Consider the following 17,308-nt stretch of genomic DNA (forward strand, 5'->3'; position numbering starts at 1 on the left):
TTCTTACCTCACTTTGTTCAAATTTTCTTCTATCTCTATCATAGATTGCTTGAATCTCTGAGCTATCGTCTCAGGCTGGATAGCGCTCAATATTATGTGATTGCTATCGGTGATCAATATTGCGCGCGTTTTCCTTCCGTAGGTTGCATCAATCAATTTTCCTTCATCTTTTGCCTCATCTTTGAGTCTTTTCAATGGTGCAGATTCAGGATTTACAATGGCAATAACACGATCCCCAGAAATTACATTCCCAAAACCAATGTTAATCAAACCATACATTGCGGACCACACCTCCTGAGAAAATCATTCAATATTTTGGACCTGTTCCCTGAACTGAGATACCAACACCTTCATTTTTAAAGCAAAATCTGAAATTTCCTGACTCTGGGATTTAGAGAGAATTGTGTTGACTTCTCTAAGCATCTCTTGAGCAAGGAAATCCAAGTGATTACCCATAGGCTCATCAGATGACAGAAGTTTAACAGCTTTTTCAACATGGCTGGCAAGTCTTGTAAGCTCTTCCCTAATATCCGCCCTCTGAACCAAAAATGCGACTGAATTCTCGAGCAGGGTATCATTTAGCTGAACTTCATCGCTCAACAATCTTCTTACATCCTGAATGATCTTTTCTTTAATTTTTTGTTGCATACTTTCAGCGAGATTTGATACCCTTTCACAGAGATCTTTTATCTGGTCGAGTATCGCAAGCAAATCTCCTGCAAGTTTCGAACCTTCATTTGACCTATCTCTGTTAAGTTCAGTAAGAGCGCATTTAAGAACTTCCTCAATCAATGAGAAAATTTCCTTTTCCTGCTGTTGAGAAAGCTCAAACCTGATAAGATCTTTGAATCTCAAAAGATTATCTAAATTAACAGGTTCTGGTATACCAAGTTCATTCACCAGACTTTCAAGTGCATCATAATAACTCTTTGCAAGACCTGTATCTATTTTAACTGCATTTGAAGGTGAGAGAAATTCTACAAAAATTCTCAGAGATACCTTGCCTCTTTTAATAAATTCTTTGACAGAATCTATCAATTGATTCTCGCGACCAAGCATAAACGATGGAGACTGAATATCCACCGTAAAATATCTTGAATTTAAAGATTTTAACTCACATTGAATCCGATAGCTGTCTGTAATCTTTTCACATCTTGCATAACCCGTCATACTCTTTGGCAAAATATCCCCACCTTTGACTGATTATACCATTTCTCGGCTCGGTAAAACCTTTTACATTTAGAAAATAATTCATATCTCTTCATAACTTGCTTTTTCTTCAAAAAGCTGTGCCAAATCTGAAAAATGGCTTGAAGTTGTCAAAAGTCCAGTTTCCATCGAAATTATAGGCTACTCCAAATCCTATCACTCCAAGCATTGGAATAGCTATGTCCATCTCTGGACCAGCTGTAACATTTATGTCTGGCTGCAGAAGAGACTCGCCAGTTCCACCGACATCGACAAATGCAAGTAAATAAATTGGAATAGTCTGAGATTTGAGATCATATCTCAATTCCGCACTGCCAACCCATCCTGCTTTATCCTTAACACTGCTTGTCCCTCTGACACTGTCAATACCGTAGAACAAAATGGTCTCTTCAGTGGCACCAGATATTTTGTAACTTTCTCCAAGAAGTGTTGTGGCAAAAGCCCTGAATGCAACCGAAAGTGAATCTTCATATAAAGGCATAAACATTCTGGCATCTACTCTCAATTTCCAGTAACTTCTGTCGTCAAGTATTCCAAATAACCCTGCCTTTGAAACGCCCGTGTAAAGATATTTACCGTTCATGGCAAATATCGAATTGTCTCTCGTATCATAGGAATAATTGCCTGAAAGTATCAAAGTGTTTTCCGTACCAATCGATGAATATCTCTGTTCATAAGTAACTCCTGCTCCAAAGGCATGTCCTTCACGTCTCAAAGTTGTAAAATTACCTCCAAGCTGGAGTATATTCGTAACAGACGAGTCGTCGGTTGTATTTTCATATTTGAACAGAGCTCCGAGAGTTGCAGGAAGTTCGAAGGGTTTTCTTACAGAATACTCAAAGCTAAAAGATCTACTTGAAAGACCGAGTGTTCCGCTTATGGAAAAACTCTGACCATAACCAAACGGATTTATAGTAGCAAGAGTGACCTCGCCATAAAACCCCTCGTACCACTGCTTCCCTTCAGAAGGCGGAGTCCATGCTATACCACCATTGAAATCGAATTTTCTCTGCTTTTCGCCGATATTTATCATTACTTTCACTTCTGTGGAATCCGATGTTCCAACTGGGTAAGCACTTATAGATTCAAAAAACTGTGTCCTGTTCAGAGCAGAAATTGTATCATAAAAATCCTTTTCTTTGAGAGCCTCGCCTTTTTCAAAAGTGATCAAGTCATCTATGACATATTTCTTAGTCAAAGACAATCCATCAAATTCAACAGAAGAAACGTACTTCTCATGAACATTCAGCAGCAATGTATTCTCTTTTTCCTGTGCTGTGACGAAAACCATCGGATAACCCTTTTCATCATAATAATCGATCAGATTTTGCATAGCTTTCAATATCTCTACATTGCTGACATATTGACCGGGCTGTAATTTGATGATGCTCTGGAGTTCTGAAGATGAAATCAATTTATTCCCAGCTATCTCAACGTTGTCATAGACCTTCCCATCATCGATAATTTTTCTGAGAGAAACATTGATTTTCAAAGCAGCTGCTTTCTCATCAACTCCAGGTATATCCATCTTTTCAAAATTTATTGAAGTTTCTTCACCAAAATACACATATTTGCTGAGTACACTCATAACAGACGAAATACTCTGAATAGTTGGATAACATCGTTTAATATCTTTCGTGAAAATCCTCAATATACTCGGTGTGGTGTAGAAATCTTTGAGTGTATCTATTTTCATCTGTTTCCTTATCTGTGAAAAATCCAATCCATCGGTCTCTCCATCAAAATATATTTCCCACAAAGCGTATTCAATTACCTGGAAAATATAAACCCCTTCTTTAAAATCACCGTTCACTTCTACCAGAAAATAACCTGCATCGTCAAATTTTTTCTTTATTGCTTGAAGAGACTCTTTGACTTTTTCTATGCTCAGTGCTCTGTTTTTTTCAAGAACAACAGCAGACTGAAGATTGTCTTTCTTAATCAACTCAGGGCCAGTTACTTCGATTTTCCAATCTGTCACAACCGGGTTCTCCTGAACCTTCAGATTCAAGACATATCCTTTATCAGTTGAAATAAGCTCAGGTTCAAGCGAAGAAAAATATCCAGTATCAAAAATCTTTTTCGCAAGTTCCTGAACCCCCTGATCTGTCAAATCAACGTTCACATAATCTCTAACCAGAAAAAGCAATTCAGAAGCTTCAACCGTTTCAAGACCTGTGAAAGTAACATCACTTATTACTATTCCCCAGCTAACAGCGGCAAAAAAAGTCAGAAAAAAAGTCAGCCAGAACTTCATTATGGCACCTCCTCATTTGATACTTTCTTCAAGTTCCTCTATTATCTCATAAACAATCTTTATCGCTTTCACAGAAGAAAAGTCCGGTAGATATTTTTTCAATTCACCACTTGAAATAAAATAGGTTTTTCCATCTTTGAATCTATTCACCTGAAGTTCGACATCTGTAGCTGATAATATCAGGGTAGATAAACACCCTGCAAGGTCACCTATACTCTGACAATCTACATGATTTGTATCAAAACACGCTTTCACAAATGTTCCAGCGCCTTTGGCGCTCCTGATTTCTACAGCCCCACCGGTTGCTTCAGCAGCTTGTTTCAAAAAAGGCAATCCAAGACCAAATTTTCTTATTCTGTGATCTCTTGTTGTGTAAAAAGGATCAAAAGCAGTTTTCAGCTGTTCATCGTCCATTCCACATCCATCATCTTCAACCTGGAAACAAAACCAATTTTTATTTTCTTCTATCGTTAAGGTTATCTTTTTTGCTTCCGCTTTAAACGAATTCTGCGTTATGTCCATTATGTGATCAGCTATGGTTCGCAATCCCATATAGACAGGATCCTTTCTCGTTCTGGTATTGATAAGACACTGAATACTTCTTTTAAGTTCAGCTTATGCAGTTTGAATCTTGTGAATCTACAGCCTATTTCATCTGGAGTATGCGCATCAGAATTACTCAAAACCACAAAACCAGAATCAATAGCCTTTTTCCATCCTTCCCTGGTGCGTGCTTCAACGACCTTTACCCGGTCGTCTTTCGGAAAAACCCCTAATTGATACAATATACCAAACCTTCGCTCGATATGAGCATAGACAGGTATTCCTTCATAAAAGATTATGGTATCTACCAACTCTTTCAATCTTAATTGAAGGGCACTCCCAAGAAAAATTTCTTCAACTTTCACAAATTCGTCTTTCTCATTGACAACTACCTGATATCCCATTAGCTCTGGATCATAAGGAAAAACTGGCAAAAACTTTCTAACATATTTGCAGAATCTGTCTAATTTTTCAAAAGAACTGAAATAAGCAAGCACATGTACTTCTTCAAGAGAGGTTAGTTCTACACCGGGCAGAAGCAACCGGTACAGTCTCTTTTTAAAACTTTTCACATTATTGCACGCATTGTGGTCAGTTATTGAAAGAATATCTATACCTTCACTGTCTGCTTTCTGAGAAACCACACCCGGTACCATTGTTATGTCTGCACATGGTGACAGGCATGAATGCAAGTGCAAATCTGCTTTTATCATGGTTTAATACCAATCGAATAAAGTAAACCAGCTATCTCAAAAGGAGATTTTTCTGTTCTAAGTAAACATATGTTTTCATGTTGAGCCTTTGAAACAGTCTCCTCAGGATATTTGTGAGCATTGCACAACACAATCGCTCTTATTCCAGAAATTGCGGCTACAGCAACAATATTAACATGGGATTGCACTGTTATCCACACAGAGGAAGGTTTCGCGTGCGACATTACTTCACTCAAAAGATCACCAGTGCAACCATGAACTACTTCTTCCTTGCAATCTCCACAAACAACCTCTAAACCAATTTTGCTGACCATCTCAGAAATCTTCATCCCTTATCCTCCTTCCTCGTCAGAAATTCCATTTCAACAACTACCCCTGCTCCGACCTTTGACATAACCATCATGTTATCAGAGCATCTTTTAATGTTTGCAAGACCCATTCCTGCTCCGAACCCAAGCTCCCTGACATAATCAGGTGCGGTAGAGTAACCTTCACGCATAGCAAGCTCGACATCTTCTATTCCTTTTCCGTGATCTTCGACTCTTACAAACACACTGTCAGGTTTTATAAAGCAATATATACCACCAGAACTGCCGCTATGAATCACAACATTGGTTTCGGCTTCATAAGTAGCTATTGCAACTCTTCTTGCTGTTTTCTCATCAACACCTTTCGCAAGGAGAAACTGTCTCAATCTTGAAGCACCTATACCAGCCAGATTAATATCGTAATAATCTATTGGAAAGTAAAAATCTGCACCCGATTTATCAAGTCGCTCACCAGTTAGAAGAGATCTTGCGAAATATTCGGGGCTATCCAAAACCTCCCGCCGTCTTTCGTCATGGAGGTATACCAATCCCAACTTTGTCAAGAGAGCCATCATAACATCGTTTTTTGTGACTATTCCAACCAGTTTGTTTTCTGAATCTACTACCGGGAACCTGCCGTAAGGCCATTTTTCAAAAACCTCTATCACATCTTTTAAAGTAGAATTGCTCTGAATTGACACAACATTTTTCGTCATTCTCTCTTCAACGGTGTCATCCACATAACCACCTTCCAGAGCTTTTATGATATCTTCGATGCTCACTATACCTATAAGTTTTCGTTCAGAATCAACAACAGGTAATCCAGAGATTCTTTTTATACGAAGTATTTCTTTGACCTGCCTCAAGGTTCTATCAGGTTTAACTGAGATGACATTCGAATTCATGATTTCTGTGATGGGCATATCCAGAAAAAAACTCTGCACGCGATCAAGAATCTTTTCCACAGAGCATCACACTTCCCAAATTGGTTTAAGTCCTCTGGAATAAAGCCTACCACAGGCTTCAAACATCGTCATTTTGGTTATAGCAAGGACTATATTTGATAACTTTGCCATTTCTATTGTCTCGTCCGGAAGGCGATCCCTTCTTACTATTATGACTGCTTTTATACCTACAACATCAGCTGTTCGCACAACCTGTGGGGTTGTCAATCCTGTCAAAAGGACCATATTGGGTCTCGCAAGCGCAAGAATATCGCTCATTAAATCAGAGACAGTCACATATTCAAAATCAAGCTCGTCGATCATTTCCTCACCTGTGATAACTCTGGCTTTCAATTCAGATAGAATTTCAGAAAGTTTCATGGATTCACTCCTTTCAGCAAATCGCCTTCGTAACGATATCTAATAAAAGATTCATAGGTCCATGGACAGATACTCTTAAAAACCTGAGCAACAGCCAGTGCAAATTGCTGCATTTCCCATTGAGAATGAGAATCTGCCCTTAAAGACAAAAAGTTCATCAAACTTCTGGCATTAACTGACCATATAAATTGAGTGTAAGTAGCAAACGGTAAAACTACTCTTGCCAGTTCTTTGGGAATTTTCATATCGATCAAGCATTTGTAAGCTTCATGGGATTTTTTGTAAGACTCTTCAATAAGCTTGCTTGCTTTCTGCAAATCATTTTCATTCAATCTTTCGCCGTATCTTTTATACAGATCTGGCAAATAGAATTCTTCTGCCAGTTCTGTGTATCTACCACTCAACTCGTTGTAAGATGCTATTCTGTGTCTCATCCACTGTCTTGCCACAAAAATGGGACATTTGATATGAAAAGTGAATACAATGTGCTCAAAGGGCGACTCGTGCCCGCTCCTTAAAAGATACTCAATCAATTTTCTGTCTCTCTCCTCATCAATCAGATCTCTTCCGTGAGATATTCTTGCCGCTTTAACTGCTGAAAAATCGTCCCCCATGTGATCCAGCAATTTTACGAAACCTCTGTCAAGTACCTCGATAGTCATCTCAATCCTCCTTGTCTTTCATAACGCAGGCATAGGCGCTGTGATCATGTATAGATTCGAAACTTTCAACTTCAACCCTGTACCAGGAAATTCTTTCATCTCTGTTCAATCTTACAGCTATTTCCCTTGCCACGTCCTCTACAAATCTGGGATTATCATAAGCATGCTCTGTCACAAATTTTTCATCTACCCTCTTCAAAATAGTGAACACTGGAGAGCTTGCTGCTTGCTCTGCTGCATCTATTAATTCCTCGAACCAGATCATTTTCTTGGACTTGATATGTATCCATGCCATGGCTCTTTGATTGTGTGCGCCCCGTTCGCTTATTTCCTTAGAGCAAGGGCAGAGTGTCATTATGGGTACGCCAACAGACATGGTAAATTCGTATAATTTTTCCGTTTTCTGCCCCTCAATGCGACATGTATACTTTAAGAAACTTTCTATACTGGAAACAGGCGCTTTTTTCAGAATAAAATAGGGAAATTCTATTTCAACTCTCGCAACACTCGCGTTGAGATTATTTCTGAGTTCTTCAAGCATATTTTTGATAATCTTTGGGTCAATCCCCAATCTGTATCTGTTTAGAACCTCAACAAACCTGCTCATGTGTGTTCCCCTAAAATTCACGGGAAGATCAACATACATGTTTATAGTCGCAACCGTATCCTGATAACCGTTGTTTCTATCCATCACAGTCACGGGATATTGTAAATTTCTTATACCAACTCTCTGAAGATAGATGTTTCTATTATCCGGTTGATTTTGCACATCTTTCATCTATTCACCTCTGTAGCTCACAAACGAATTCTCACTCTCCCAGACGCTCACTTCATATAATCTGTATCGCTGCGTTGAAAGAGGATTTTTTAGTTTATCCCAAACCCACTTTGCGATATTCTCAGCTGTTGGCTGAGATATTATTTCATTCAGATATCTGTGGTCAAGAACCGAAATAACCAGCTCATTAACTGTTTTTTTTAAATACAAAAAATCAACGACCATCCCTTCTTCATCAGGATCTCCTTCAACTGTTACCCTGAGCTTATAAGTATGTCCATGAAGCTCTTCACATTTGCCGTGATATTTTTCCAGTCTATGTGCCGCATCAAAAGTAAAATCCCTCGATAAATACATCAAAACCATCCTTTCTTCAAAAAAAGCATCGAGAAAAAAATCACACTTTGTACAACCACAATAATAGGCCCGACAGGTACATCTATCCAGATAGACAATGTTATTCCCACGATTGATGAAGATATACTGAGAATTGGTGCGAGGCAAAACATTTTTCTGTAATCTTTCAAAATAAGATTCGAACTTGCTGCCGGCACTATCAAAAAAGCTGACACAAGAATTACCCCAACTGTCCTGACAGAAATAACTATCGTAGCAGCGAGAAGAATCAAGAATGAATAGTAAACAACTTCCGTTCTTACTCCCATTGCTTTCAGAAATTCTTTATCGAAGGTCATATAAATAAGCCGATCTTTCCAAATCAATGTGAATAAAATCGCAAGTGTGGCAATCAGAAATAGAAAAAATAAGTCTTTGTTTGAAACAGTCAATATATCGCCAAATAGATAAGACATTAAGCTTCGCTGCTGTTTTTTGACAGAAAACAAAATTATACCAATTGCCATCGATAGAGAAAAAAGGATACCAACACCGGTATCTTCATGAACACCTTTCTGTGATAGATAACCCAGTAGTATTGCAGAGAGAATTGAAAACAAAAGCGCTGTAAAAAAACTTGAGGCATTGAAAACAGCTCCCACTGCAGCAGCAGCAAAAGCTATGTGTGCAATGCCATCACCAAAAAAGGACATCCTTCTTAAAACAACATGCACACCCACCAGCGAAGTCGACAAAGCTGTTAAAATACCAGCAAAAAATGCTTTCAAAAGAAAAAAGTACATATCAATCATCTTTATCACCATGATCATGGATTATGGGTTTCACTTTGTAACCGTACAGTTTTTCAAAAAATTCCCTGGAAATCAAAGAATTCTCACACAAGTCATGCTCAAGCATTTTTTGATTTATACAAAAAACCCCATCTGAAAAATCCATGACAAACCCTATATCGTGGCTGACCATTAAAACTGTCATATCATTATCTACAAAACTTTTTACCATCGTATAAAACATTTGCTGACTTCTTGTATCAAGTCCCGTGGTGGGCTCATCGAGAATCAATAACTTCGGTCTGGAGACGATTGCCCTCGCAATGAGAACTCTCTGCTGTTGACCACCGCTTAATTCGGAAAAAAAAGCATTTTTGAAATCACTCATACCAACTTTTTTCAAAGCATCGTCTATGAGTTCTTCTTCTCCCATGTCTCGTTCGCGCAAACCCATTTTTACAACATCGTATACTTTTATGGGAAAAAAGCGTTGGGCAGACAAGCGCTGAGGCAAATAACCAACCGTATAAATACGCAGGTATTTTTGATTTGAAAGGCCAAATATTTTTATTTCACCACTTTCAGGTTTTATGAGATTCAAGATAGCCTTCACAAGAGTGGTTTTTCCCCCACCATTTGGGCCAATTATCGTATAAAGGCCGCTCTTTTTAACACAAAAATTGACTTTTTCCAGAATAATTTTTCCATCTATAGAAACTGTTAAGTCCTTAACCGTTAATGGCTTTTCCAAAAACCTCTCCTCCTACAGACTAATTTTATCATTCAATAATGGGTAGTGTAGAATATTGTTCAAGAGGTGAGAAAGTTGGAGAAAAAAGACAGGTTATCTCAGATTTCCGAAAGGCAAAAGAGAATCGAACAAAATCTTTCCAGAATCAAACACAAAATAGCTGTTCTCAGCGGTAAAGGAGGTGTTGGAAAAACAACTGTGGCTGTGAATATAGCAGTTGCTCTGGCCGAAGAAGGTTTCGAAGTTGGTCTTGCAGATCTGGATATTCATGGTCCTAATGTAGCCCGAATGCTTGGATTAAGAGACGAACCATTTATGAAAAATGGACTAATACAGCCACCAAAGTTTCTGAATAATCTTAAAGTTCTTTCAATGGCAATGCTTCTCAATGATGGGCAACCTGTTGTATGGAGAGGACCATTAAAACACACTATTATTCAGCAGTTCCTTGGTGACGCCGATTGGGGTGATCTGGATTTTTTGATATTCGATTTACCACCAGGAACAGGGGACGAAGCACTGAGCCTCTTTCAAATCGTTAAACTCGATGGAACACTGATCGTCACTACCCCGCAACGTGTTGCGATTGACGATGTTCTGAGGGCAATCAATTTTGTTCATGAAATGGGGCAATCAGTAATCGGGTTTGCGATGAATATGTCTTATCTCATCTGTCCTAATTGTAAAACCAGAATCAATCCTTTTGGCGAGAAAACCACAGGTGAATTAATTGATTTAACGGGTGTGGAATGCCTTGGAGAAATACCCATGGATCCAGCAATAGCTTCATACTCAGACGCTGGAAAACCTGTTGTTTCGTATATGAGAGGCTCCGAGGCAGAGAAAAGTTTCAGAAATATCGTTGCAGGTATACTTTCTAAAATTGGAGGTTGATCGATATATCTATTTTTGCATCTCTAGCTCATTTTATCTCGGATTTTTATGTCTCATTTCTTACACCGCTTGGCCCATACTTTATGGATAAGTACCAAATTACAGCAAAACAGATCGCATTTTTTATTACGGCAATATCTTTCATCTCGTCTGTCTTTCAGATATTCTTTGGAATAATTGCTGATAACGTTAAAGACAGATTTCGATTCATTTATTTGCTCACAGCGACAACAATTTTTCTGATAAGCTTGATCGACTTTGCCCATAGTATAGTAACTTTGTTCATTTTATTTCTTGTAGCTTATTTTGCTAATTCAGCTTTTCATCCAGCAGGTGCATCTTTATCCCACAGTGTTTCGGAAAGAGGAATGCCAATTTTTGTATCTGCCGGGACGATAGGAGCAGCACTTGGCCCGGTTTTTGTAACTGCGTTTTCATATTTTAATTTGAAACACCTCTGGATAATTGGCTTACCACTTTTAGCTCTTTTAGCTCTATTTATCAAACCTGAAAGAGCCAAATATACCAGGCCAGACAAACCAAAAGAAAAATTTCATTTTTCGAAGATCTCAACTCTTATGGATTTATGGATTATGGTAACCATGAGAACACTCATAATGTCTGTCGTGCATCTTTATGCTCCAATTTTGTCTGTACAAAGAGGGTATTCTCTGATTTTTGGTGGTAGTCTATTATCGATAGGTATAGCTGTGGGGGTTTTCACAACTGTATTGGGAGCGTGGATAAGCAAAAAAATTGGCAATAATCTTGTTAATTTCGCGAGCTTTCTTGGTATGAGTGTAGCTTTGTTTATGCTAATAACTTCATCGAGTGCATTCTCGACGATCTTAAGCTATACATTGATCGATGCTTTTGGTTATCTGACCATGTCTTCCAACGTTACTCAAGCTCAGATAACCCTGCCAAATCATACATCGTTTGCTTCGTCTTTCGTCATGGGATTCGCATGGGCATGCGGAACAGGACTCAGATTTCTCCTGATAATGCCCTTTGGCGACAATATAACCATCGTTTTTTACACAACCGCTTTCATATCTATCGCGATGGCTATCTTCACCATGACCTGGCACAGAATAAAATCAAAAAAACAACCACTCAGGGGGAGTTGAAATGGAACCAAGAAAGGTCGCCATGTACTATACTCTGATTTATATCGCAATTTTTATAATTCTCAGCCTCATATACAGAAATTTTTTCAATACTGTCTTGCTAACCTTCATAGCTGTCATGATAGTCGATGCCGTAGCGAGTTTTATAACCAGATTTCTTCATGTTCCAAAAAGAATAGCGACGGTAATAGCGTTGTTGATATATTTTTTCGCTCTCATATGGGGACTTGTTATGATCGTACCAAACGCCTTTACACAGATAGCGGATTTTTACAAACTTATCACAGATATCATTGAAAAAAGAACCTGGGAACAGTATATAAATAACGAAGAGTTGATAAATGCACTTAACGCACTTGTAGATTTCATAGAGCCAAGCATTGCGCAACTTGCTAATTATTTGCTCAGAGAGGCAGCGGCTCATATTCCGGGTGTAATTGTTGTACTGTTTTTCTCAATACTTGGTGCAGTTTATGTCTCTCTATATGCGCATCATATAGTTCAGGTTGTTCCGCTTCTGTATCCAAGAAAATGTAGAGATGGGATAAATGAATTTTTATCCGAACTGAAAATAAATATGCGTAGATTTATAGGTGTTATAGCTTTAAATGCCGTCATAGTTGGAATAGCGTTTGCTCTGCTTTTCAGATTCATGAATTTACCCTACGCACCTTTGATAGCTTTCTGGGCATTTCTAACCAATTTTATACCCATTGTTGGAGTAATTTTCGAATTCATACCAATTTTTCTCTTCTCACTTTCTCTGGGGCTGACAGGAATGTTCTGGATAATTACCTTTTCAATACTAATTCACCTTTCAGTCTTTATATTTTTCTTCGAAGCCATGAAGGGTTATGCACGGGTAAATCCTGTTTTAATGATATTCTCAATACTCATAACCTCTGAAATATTCGGCCCGGTTGGCATATTTTTCGGGGTTCCTGCAGCAGTTTTTGTTGTAGTTTTCTACAAACAGTTCATTAAAGCTCAATTAGAAAGTGAGTGAAAAACCTTAATGAAATACCAGATGGTTTATTTTGATCTGGATAATACTTTGCTCGATTTTTCCCGTTCTGAAAAGGAAGCTCTAAAACTAACACTGCTGGAGTACGGGATTTTAATAAACGAGTCGCAAATAGAACTGTATATAGAAATAAACAAAAAATGGTGGCAGGCATTTTCGAAAGGCCTTTACAGTAAAGATTACATCGTCAGAGCAAGATTTAAAGATTTTCTGGAGAAAATCGAAGCAAAAAGAGTAGAATACAGTGAAGCTGCAGAAAAATATTTAAAAAATCTCTCCAACCTGGCTTATTTCATGCCAGGTGCTGAAGAATTTTTGACGAAGATGAAATTATCTGGCCAAAAAATGGCTGTGCTGACAAATGGTGTTCGGGCTGTTCAGGAAAAGAGGGCAAAAATTCTAAAACTTGACAGGTTTATCGAGTTCATTTTAAGCTCAGAGCAAGTTGGTAAACCCAAACCAGATCCTGCTTTATTTGTAGAAGCTTCTCGACTCAGTGGAATCTCTTTGAGTGAATGTGTTTATATTGGCGATGATCCAGAGGTAGATTTCAAAGCTGCTAAAAACGCCGGCACAGAATTTATCTTGCTTGATTATGCCGGCGTTTATCCAGATTTTGAACACAATAGGGTAGAAAACTTCGACGAACTCTATTTAAAACTAAGCATGTGAATTTATCCAGCAATAAACTTCCTCGGCAACTGTGCGAATGCTCTCATCTTCAAACGGCGATGAAAGTTTCGACACCTTCAAAAGTTCTGTGAAAGGCAAACTACCACCGACATCACACAATTTTACGTAATCTGCAAAAGCACTTCTAAAATCTGAACGCGATCTGATCCAGAACTGAAATGCACATATTTGGGCAAGTACATAGTCAATATAATAAAATGGGTTCTCGAATATATGCATCTGCTGGTGCCATCTTCCACCATTTTCTAAGAACTGATTGCCGTCGTAATCAATCTCGGGCATGTAAGTTTTTTCAATATCTCTCCAAATTTTCCTTCTTTCCCTGGGAGTCATATCTGGATTTTCATAGACAAGGTGCTGGAATTCATCAACACATGTCCCGTAAGGTATAAAATTCAAAGCACCCCACAGATGAACAAGTTTTGCCTTTTCTGCCTGTTCTTTGTAGAATAAATGCATCCACGGCCATGCAAAAAACTCCATACCCATCGAATGAATCTCGCATGCCTCAAGTGTTGGCCAGTGATACTCAGGAATATCAAAATTTCTGCTTCTGAAAACCTGGAAAGCGTGCCCGGCCTCGTGAGTTAAAACCTCGACATCATGCTCGGTGCCATTAAAGTTTGCAAAGATAAAAGGGGATCTATAGTTTGGCACAAAATGGCAAAATCCCCCTGGGTATTTTCCATCTCTGGCCTTCAAATCCATCAATTCATTTTGCAACATAAAAGAGAAGAATTCATCAGTCTGTTGAGACATTTCTGCGTACATCTCTCTTGCTTTGCGGACAATTTCGTCTTCATCTCCTTGAGGTTTTGGATTTCCCTGTTTTAATATAACGGAAAGATCATAATATTTTAATTTTTTCAATTCAAGATGTTCTGCTTGCTTTTCTCGCAACTTAGCTACTACAGGAACGATATATCTTTTGATGGCCTCTCTAAGCTTTTCAACCATCTTTTCGTTATAATCTGAGCGAGTAAGTCTATCGTAACCAAGTTGTGTAAAGCTTACATAACCAAGTTTTCTGGCTATCTCAGTTCTCAATCTAACAAGCCTGTCGTATATTTGATCAGACTTCTCTTCGTTTGCTGAAAAAAATGAATATAATGCTTCTGCGGCCTCTTTTCTTTCATTACGTTCTTTTGAAATCATTAACGCCCTCAATTGTGGTATTGTCATCTTCTTTCCTTTGAAGCTGATTTGGGCGGATGAAACAAGCTGTGCATACTGAGTTGAAAGTTTGTTTTCTTCGACAAGGTCATCGAGAATTTCGGGTTTGAAAGTTTTTACAGTTAGAGACGCGATATTGAATAATTGTTTTCCGTAGATTTTTTCGAGATCATCTCTAAAATTAGAATCAAGTAGGGTTCTATAAAACAGAGTTGTCAACCCCTCAACAACAGGTGTTGCCGTGTCAAAAAAGTCTTTTTCGGCTTTGTAGAATTCATCATTTGTGTTCATGCAGTAACGTATCATGCAGATTGAAGAAGCTGTTGAAAAATCTTCTCTCATTTTGTTCAACTGCTTAACAATAAGATCAGCTTCCTGAAAAGTCTTTGCTTTTCTCAAATCTGCAACAGTTTTTTCGAAATCAACTTTGAACTGTTCCAAATCAGGCCTTTTGTAAACAAACTCCGAGAATCTCACAACCACACCCCCTGTTCACATTGTCAATATCAGTTTATCATTATCTTTACCTTATGTCATCATCAGTTCGTCTATAATCATAACAGTAAGTATCAAAAAACATTTTGAATGATATCATTATTCTAACTATAATGTTTTCGCAAAAACAGGAGGATGAAAGATGCTGAGAACCCATACATGCGGTGAATTAACTATCAAAGATGTGGGTAAGAAAGTCATTCTTGCAGGGTGGATCGACAGAATTAGAGATCTTGGTGGAGTGAAGTTTTTAATGCTGAGAGACAGATACGGTCAAACCCAGATTATTCTTTCCCAAAATTGTCAGATAAACCTGCGTAGGGAATCTGTCGTGCAAATCGAGGGTGTAGTCCAAAAAAGGCCTGAAGAAACTATAAACAAGGACCTTTTGACAGGAGAGATAGAAGTTTTTGCAGAAAAAGTAAATGTTTTTTCATCACCCGAAAAAGATCTGCCTTTTTACCCGGGAGAAACAAAATTACCAGCCGAAGAAATTAGACTGAAATACCGCTACATTGACCTTCGGAGGAAAGAAGTTTCAGACAGAATAATTACAAGACACAAAGTTACCCAATGCATCAGAAATTATTTAAGCAAGAATGGTTTCATCGAAGTGGAAACTCCGTTCTTGACGAAGAGTACCCCGGAAGGCGCGCGAGATTTTTTAGTACCTTCTCGACTGAAACCAGGTACTTTCTACGCACTCCCTCAATCACCTCAACTTTTTAAGCAACTGCTTATGATCGGTGGCATAGACAGATACTTTCAAGTGGTTCGGTGTTTCAGAGACGAAGACCTGAGGGCAGATAGGCAACCAGAATTTACTCAAATAGATATAGAGATGTCTTTTAATACTATGGATGATGTCCTGGAGATAACAGAAGGCATGATTAAACATCTTTTCAAAGAAGTGCTCCAGGTAGATTTGCCAGGCAAACTTGACAGACTTACTTATAACGAGTGTATGAACAAATACGGTTCAGACAAGCCGGATCGAAGAATTGGCATGGAATTTTTTGATCTTTCCAAACACTTTAAAACATGTGAATATCACGCGATAAATGCTGAGCTTTCCAGTGGCGGTGTTGTAAAGGGATTCGTTGTTCGGGATTTCGCAAATAAGATGAGCAGAAAACTTGCCGATGAACTAAACGAAATAGCAAAATCACTCGGTGGTGGTGGCATACTGTGGTTTTCATTTGATTCGCCTGAATCGATTAAAGGTGCTGGGGCAAAATATTTGCAGAAAAACTACAATTCAGTTGCAAAAGAGCTTTCAATAAACTATAATGATGTTTGTGTACTTTCGGCAGGTAAAATTGACATAGTTAACACAGTGCTTGGTGAAGTAAGAAAAATTCTGGGTGAGAGGTATTTCTCTGATCTGCGGAAAGGATTTGATATTTTTTGGGTTACGGACTTTCCAATGTTTGAATATAGTGAAGAAGAAAATAGATTCGTTGCTCAACATCATCCATTCACTATGCCAAACCTTGATGATCTAAAAAAGTACAAAAACAGCGATCTTTCAAAGATCCGAGCTCAATCTTACGACATCGTAATAAATGGGTTCGAAGTGGGCTCAGGCAGTATAAGAATTCACGATGCTGAACTCCAGAGAGAGATTTTCAAATTGATGCGGCTTACCGAAGAGGAAGTAAAATTGAAATTCGGTTTTCTTTTAGAAGCGTTTCAATATGGTGCACCACCACATGGAGGTATAGCGCTTGGACTGGATCGATTAACTGCTATAATTTGCGGTGTACCTACAATAAGGGAGGTTATAGCTTTTCCAAAAACATCGAGTGGTATTTGTCCACTGACAGGTGCACCAGATGTTGTAAATCAGAAACAACTTGATGAACTAAAAATAATTCTGGGGGGCGATCACTGTGAATGATATCAAAGTGAAATTTGAACAGCAGCAGATGAAGTTAATCTGTAAGATTGATGGTGATTTTGACGCATATCATTCTGCAGATATAAAAAAAATGATAAAGGAACAGATAGAAACATCAAACCACAGAAAATTAGTAATTGATATGTCTGATGTACCTTATATCGACAGCGCAGGACTTGGAACTATGGTCGCCATCTTGAAAGATGCGAGAAATTATGGAAAAGAAGTAATTCTTACTTCGATGAGGCAGAATGTGAAGCGCATTTTTGAAATGACGAGGCTCGACAAGGTTTTTCAGATTGTTGACACACCGGAGGAGGCATGAA

20 protein-coding genes are annotated in these 17,308 nt (G+C 38.4%); 6 read left to right on the forward strand and 14 right to left on the reverse strand.

The window, feature by feature from the left end; genetic code table 11:
* Positions 1-3: 3 nt before the first annotated feature.
* The 13 genes from TEL01S_RS08420 to TEL01S_RS08480 form a co-directional block, all read right to left on the reverse strand.
* Complete coding sequence (locus TEL01S_RS08420) at positions 4-279, reverse strand: DUF370 domain-containing protein (RefSeq protein ID WP_012003659.1); 276 nt, start codon at positions 277-279, stop codon at positions 4-6.
* A 24-nt stretch (positions 280-303) separates the two neighbouring features.
* Complete coding sequence (locus TEL01S_RS08425) at positions 304-1,182, reverse strand: YicC/YloC family endoribonuclease (protein WP_028843786.1); 879 nt, start codon at positions 1,180-1,182, stop codon at positions 304-306.
* Between the two features lie 97 nt (positions 1,183-1,279).
* Positions 1,280-3,466 (reverse strand): BamA/OMP85 family outer membrane protein, encoded by a 2,187-nt coding sequence (locus TEL01S_RS08430; protein ID WP_012003661.1) that lies wholly within the window; start codon positions 3,464-3,466, stop codon positions 1,280-1,282.
* 12 nt (positions 3,467-3,478) lie between these two features.
* Positions 3,479-4,018, reverse strand: coding sequence for an ATP-binding protein (locus TEL01S_RS08435; protein ID WP_028843785.1), 540 nt, complete (start codon positions 4,016-4,018; stop codon positions 3,479-3,481).
* On the reverse strand, positions 4,000-4,722 hold the full coding sequence (locus TEL01S_RS08440) for a phosphotransferase (protein ID WP_012003663.1): 723 nt from the start codon (positions 4,720-4,722) through the stop codon (positions 4,000-4,002). Before TEL01S_RS08440 ends, TEL01S_RS08435 begins: the two co-directional genes overlap by 19 nt.
* A complete protein-coding gene (locus TEL01S_RS08445) occupies positions 4,719-5,051 on the reverse strand; it encodes a hypothetical protein (RefSeq protein ID WP_012003664.1) in 333 nt (110 codons plus the stop codon). The genes TEL01S_RS08440 and TEL01S_RS08445 overlap by 4 nt, the downstream gene beginning before the upstream one ends.
* Positions 5,048-5,995, reverse strand: coding sequence for a CBS domain-containing protein (locus TEL01S_RS08450; protein WP_012003665.1), 948 nt, complete (start codon positions 5,993-5,995; stop codon positions 5,048-5,050). Before TEL01S_RS08450 ends, TEL01S_RS08445 begins: the two co-directional genes overlap by 4 nt.
* A 6-nt stretch (positions 5,996-6,001) precedes the next feature.
* A complete protein-coding gene (locus tag TEL01S_RS08455) occupies positions 6,002-6,355 on the reverse strand; it encodes a hypothetical protein (protein WP_012003666.1) in 354 nt (117 codons plus the stop codon).
* On the reverse strand, positions 6,352-7,017 hold the full coding sequence (gene thyX / locus TEL01S_RS08460; RefSeq protein WP_012003667.1) for an FAD-dependent thymidylate synthase: 666 nt from the start codon (positions 7,015-7,017) through the stop codon (positions 6,352-6,354). Before thyX ends, TEL01S_RS08455 begins: the two co-directional genes overlap by 4 nt.
* Before the next feature lies 1 nt (position 7,018).
* Positions 7,019-7,795: a GTP cyclohydrolase FolE2 gene (gene folE2 / locus TEL01S_RS08465; RefSeq protein ID WP_012003668.1), complete on the reverse strand. Its 777-nt coding sequence runs from the start codon at positions 7,793-7,795 to the stop codon at positions 7,019-7,021.
* Positions 7,796-8,152: a 6-carboxytetrahydropterin synthase QueD gene (queD, locus tag TEL01S_RS08470; protein ID WP_012003669.1), complete on the reverse strand. Its 357-nt coding sequence runs from the start codon at positions 8,150-8,152 to the stop codon at positions 7,796-7,798.
* A complete protein-coding gene (locus TEL01S_RS08475; RefSeq protein ID WP_161632324.1) occupies positions 8,152-8,934 on the reverse strand; it encodes a metal ABC transporter permease in 783 nt (260 codons plus the stop codon). The genes queD and TEL01S_RS08475 overlap by 1 nt, the downstream gene beginning before the upstream one ends.
* A 1-nt stretch (position 8,935) precedes the next feature.
* Positions 8,936-9,673 carry a metal ABC transporter ATP-binding protein gene (locus TEL01S_RS08480; protein WP_012003671.1) on the reverse strand — a complete coding sequence of 246 codons (738 nt, stop codon included), beginning with the start codon at positions 9,671-9,673 and terminating at the stop codon, positions 8,936-8,938.
* Positions 9,674-9,748: 75 nt separating this feature from the next.
* On the opposite strand from TEL01S_RS08480, the gene TEL01S_RS08485 reads away from it, so the two are divergent.
* Genes TEL01S_RS08485 through TEL01S_RS08505 form a run of 4 tightly spaced genes read left to right on the forward strand, consistent with a single transcriptional unit; the run spans position 9,749 to position 13,393 of the window.
* The gene (locus tag TEL01S_RS08485; RefSeq protein WP_012003672.1) at positions 9,749-10,567 is read left to right on the forward strand and encodes an Mrp/NBP35 family ATP-binding protein; all 819 of its coding nucleotides are present in this window, start codon (positions 9,749-9,751) and stop codon (positions 10,565-10,567) included.
* Complete coding sequence (locus TEL01S_RS10760; protein WP_049753372.1) at positions 10,564-11,697, forward strand: MFS transporter; 1,134 nt, start codon at positions 10,564-10,566, stop codon at positions 11,695-11,697. The genes TEL01S_RS08485 and TEL01S_RS10760 overlap by 4 nt, the downstream gene beginning before the upstream one ends.
* A gap of 1 nt (position 11,698) precedes the next feature.
* Positions 11,699-12,703, forward strand: coding sequence for an AI-2E family transporter (locus tag TEL01S_RS08500; protein WP_012003674.1), 1,005 nt, complete (start codon positions 11,699-11,701; stop codon positions 12,701-12,703).
* A gap of 9 nt (positions 12,704-12,712) precedes the next feature.
* The gene (locus tag TEL01S_RS08505; protein WP_012003675.1) at positions 12,713-13,393 is read left to right on the forward strand and encodes a YjjG family noncanonical pyrimidine nucleotidase; all 681 of its coding nucleotides are present in this window, start codon (positions 12,713-12,715) and stop codon (positions 13,391-13,393) included.
* Here TEL01S_RS08505 and TEL01S_RS08510 read toward each other — a convergent pair.
* Entirely contained in the window at positions 13,382-15,064 is a 1,683-nt protein-coding gene (locus tag TEL01S_RS08510; RefSeq protein ID WP_028843782.1) for a M3 family oligoendopeptidase, read from the reverse strand. The two genes, TEL01S_RS08505 and TEL01S_RS08510, sit on opposite strands and share 12 nt — an antisense overlap.
* Positions 15,065-15,224: 160 nt before the next feature.
* On the opposite strand from TEL01S_RS08510, the gene aspS reads away from it, so the two are divergent.
* A complete protein-coding gene (aspS, locus tag TEL01S_RS08515) occupies positions 15,225-16,982 on the forward strand; it encodes an aspartate--tRNA ligase (protein ID WP_012003677.1) in 1,758 nt (585 codons plus the stop codon).
* Positions 16,975-17,307 carry an STAS domain-containing protein gene (locus TEL01S_RS08520; RefSeq protein WP_012003678.1) on the forward strand — a complete coding sequence of 111 codons (333 nt, stop codon included), beginning with the start codon at positions 16,975-16,977 and terminating at the stop codon, positions 17,305-17,307. The genes aspS and TEL01S_RS08520 overlap by 8 nt, the downstream gene beginning before the upstream one ends.
* Position 17,308: the final 1 nt, after the last annotated feature.

This window comes from Pseudothermotoga elfii DSM 9442 = NBRC 107921 (genome assembly GCF_000504085.1).
GTDB lineage: Bacteria > Thermotogota > Thermotogae > Thermotogales > DSM-5069 > Pseudothermotoga_B > Pseudothermotoga_B elfii.

Bases quoted from the DNA above. Each gene is read 5' to 3' on its own strand.
- TEL01S_RS08445 (WP_012003664.1), bottom strand. From the start codon at position 5,051: ATGAAGATTTCTGAGATGGTCAGCAAAATTGGTTTAGAGGTTGTTTGT.
- TEL01S_RS08475 (WP_161632324.1), bottom strand. From the start codon at position 8,934: ATGTACTTTTTTCTTTTGAAAGCATTTTTTGCTGGTATTTTAACAGCT.
- thyX (WP_012003667.1), bottom strand. From the start codon at position 7,017: ATGACTATCGAGGTACTTGACAGAGGTTTCGTAAAATTGCTGGATCAC.
- folE2 (WP_012003668.1), bottom strand. From the start codon at position 7,795: ATGAAAGATGTGCAAAATCAACCGGATAATAGAAACATCTATCTTCAG.
- TEL01S_RS08505 (WP_012003675.1), top strand. From the start codon at position 12,713: ATGAAATACCAGATGGTTTATTTTGATCTGGATAATACTTTGCTCGAT.
- TEL01S_RS08420 (WP_012003659.1), bottom strand. From the start codon at position 279: ATGTATGGTTTGATTAACATTGGTTTTGGGAATGTAATTTCTGGGGAT.
- TEL01S_RS08455 (WP_012003666.1), bottom strand. From the start codon at position 6,355: ATGAAACTTTCTGAAATTCTATCTGAATTGAAAGCCAGAGTTATCACA.
- TEL01S_RS08440 (WP_012003663.1), bottom strand. From the start codon at position 4,722: ATGATAAAAGCAGATTTGCACTTGCATTCATGCCTGTCACCATGTGCA.
- TEL01S_RS08430 (WP_012003661.1), bottom strand. From the start codon at position 3,466: ATGAAGTTCTGGCTGACTTTTTTTCTGACTTTTTTTGCCGCTGTTAGC.
- TEL01S_RS08435 (WP_028843785.1), bottom strand. From the start codon at position 4,018: ATGGGATTGCGAACCATAGCTGATCACATAATGGACATAACGCAGAAT.
- TEL01S_RS08500 (WP_012003674.1), top strand. From the start codon at position 11,699: ATGGAACCAAGAAAGGTCGCCATGTACTATACTCTGATTTATATCGCA.
- aspS (WP_012003677.1), top strand. From the start codon at position 15,225: ATGCTGAGAACCCATACATGCGGTGAATTAACTATCAAAGATGTGGGT.
- queD (WP_012003669.1), bottom strand. From the start codon at position 8,152: ATGTATTTATCGAGGGATTTTACTTTTGATGCGGCACATAGACTGGAA.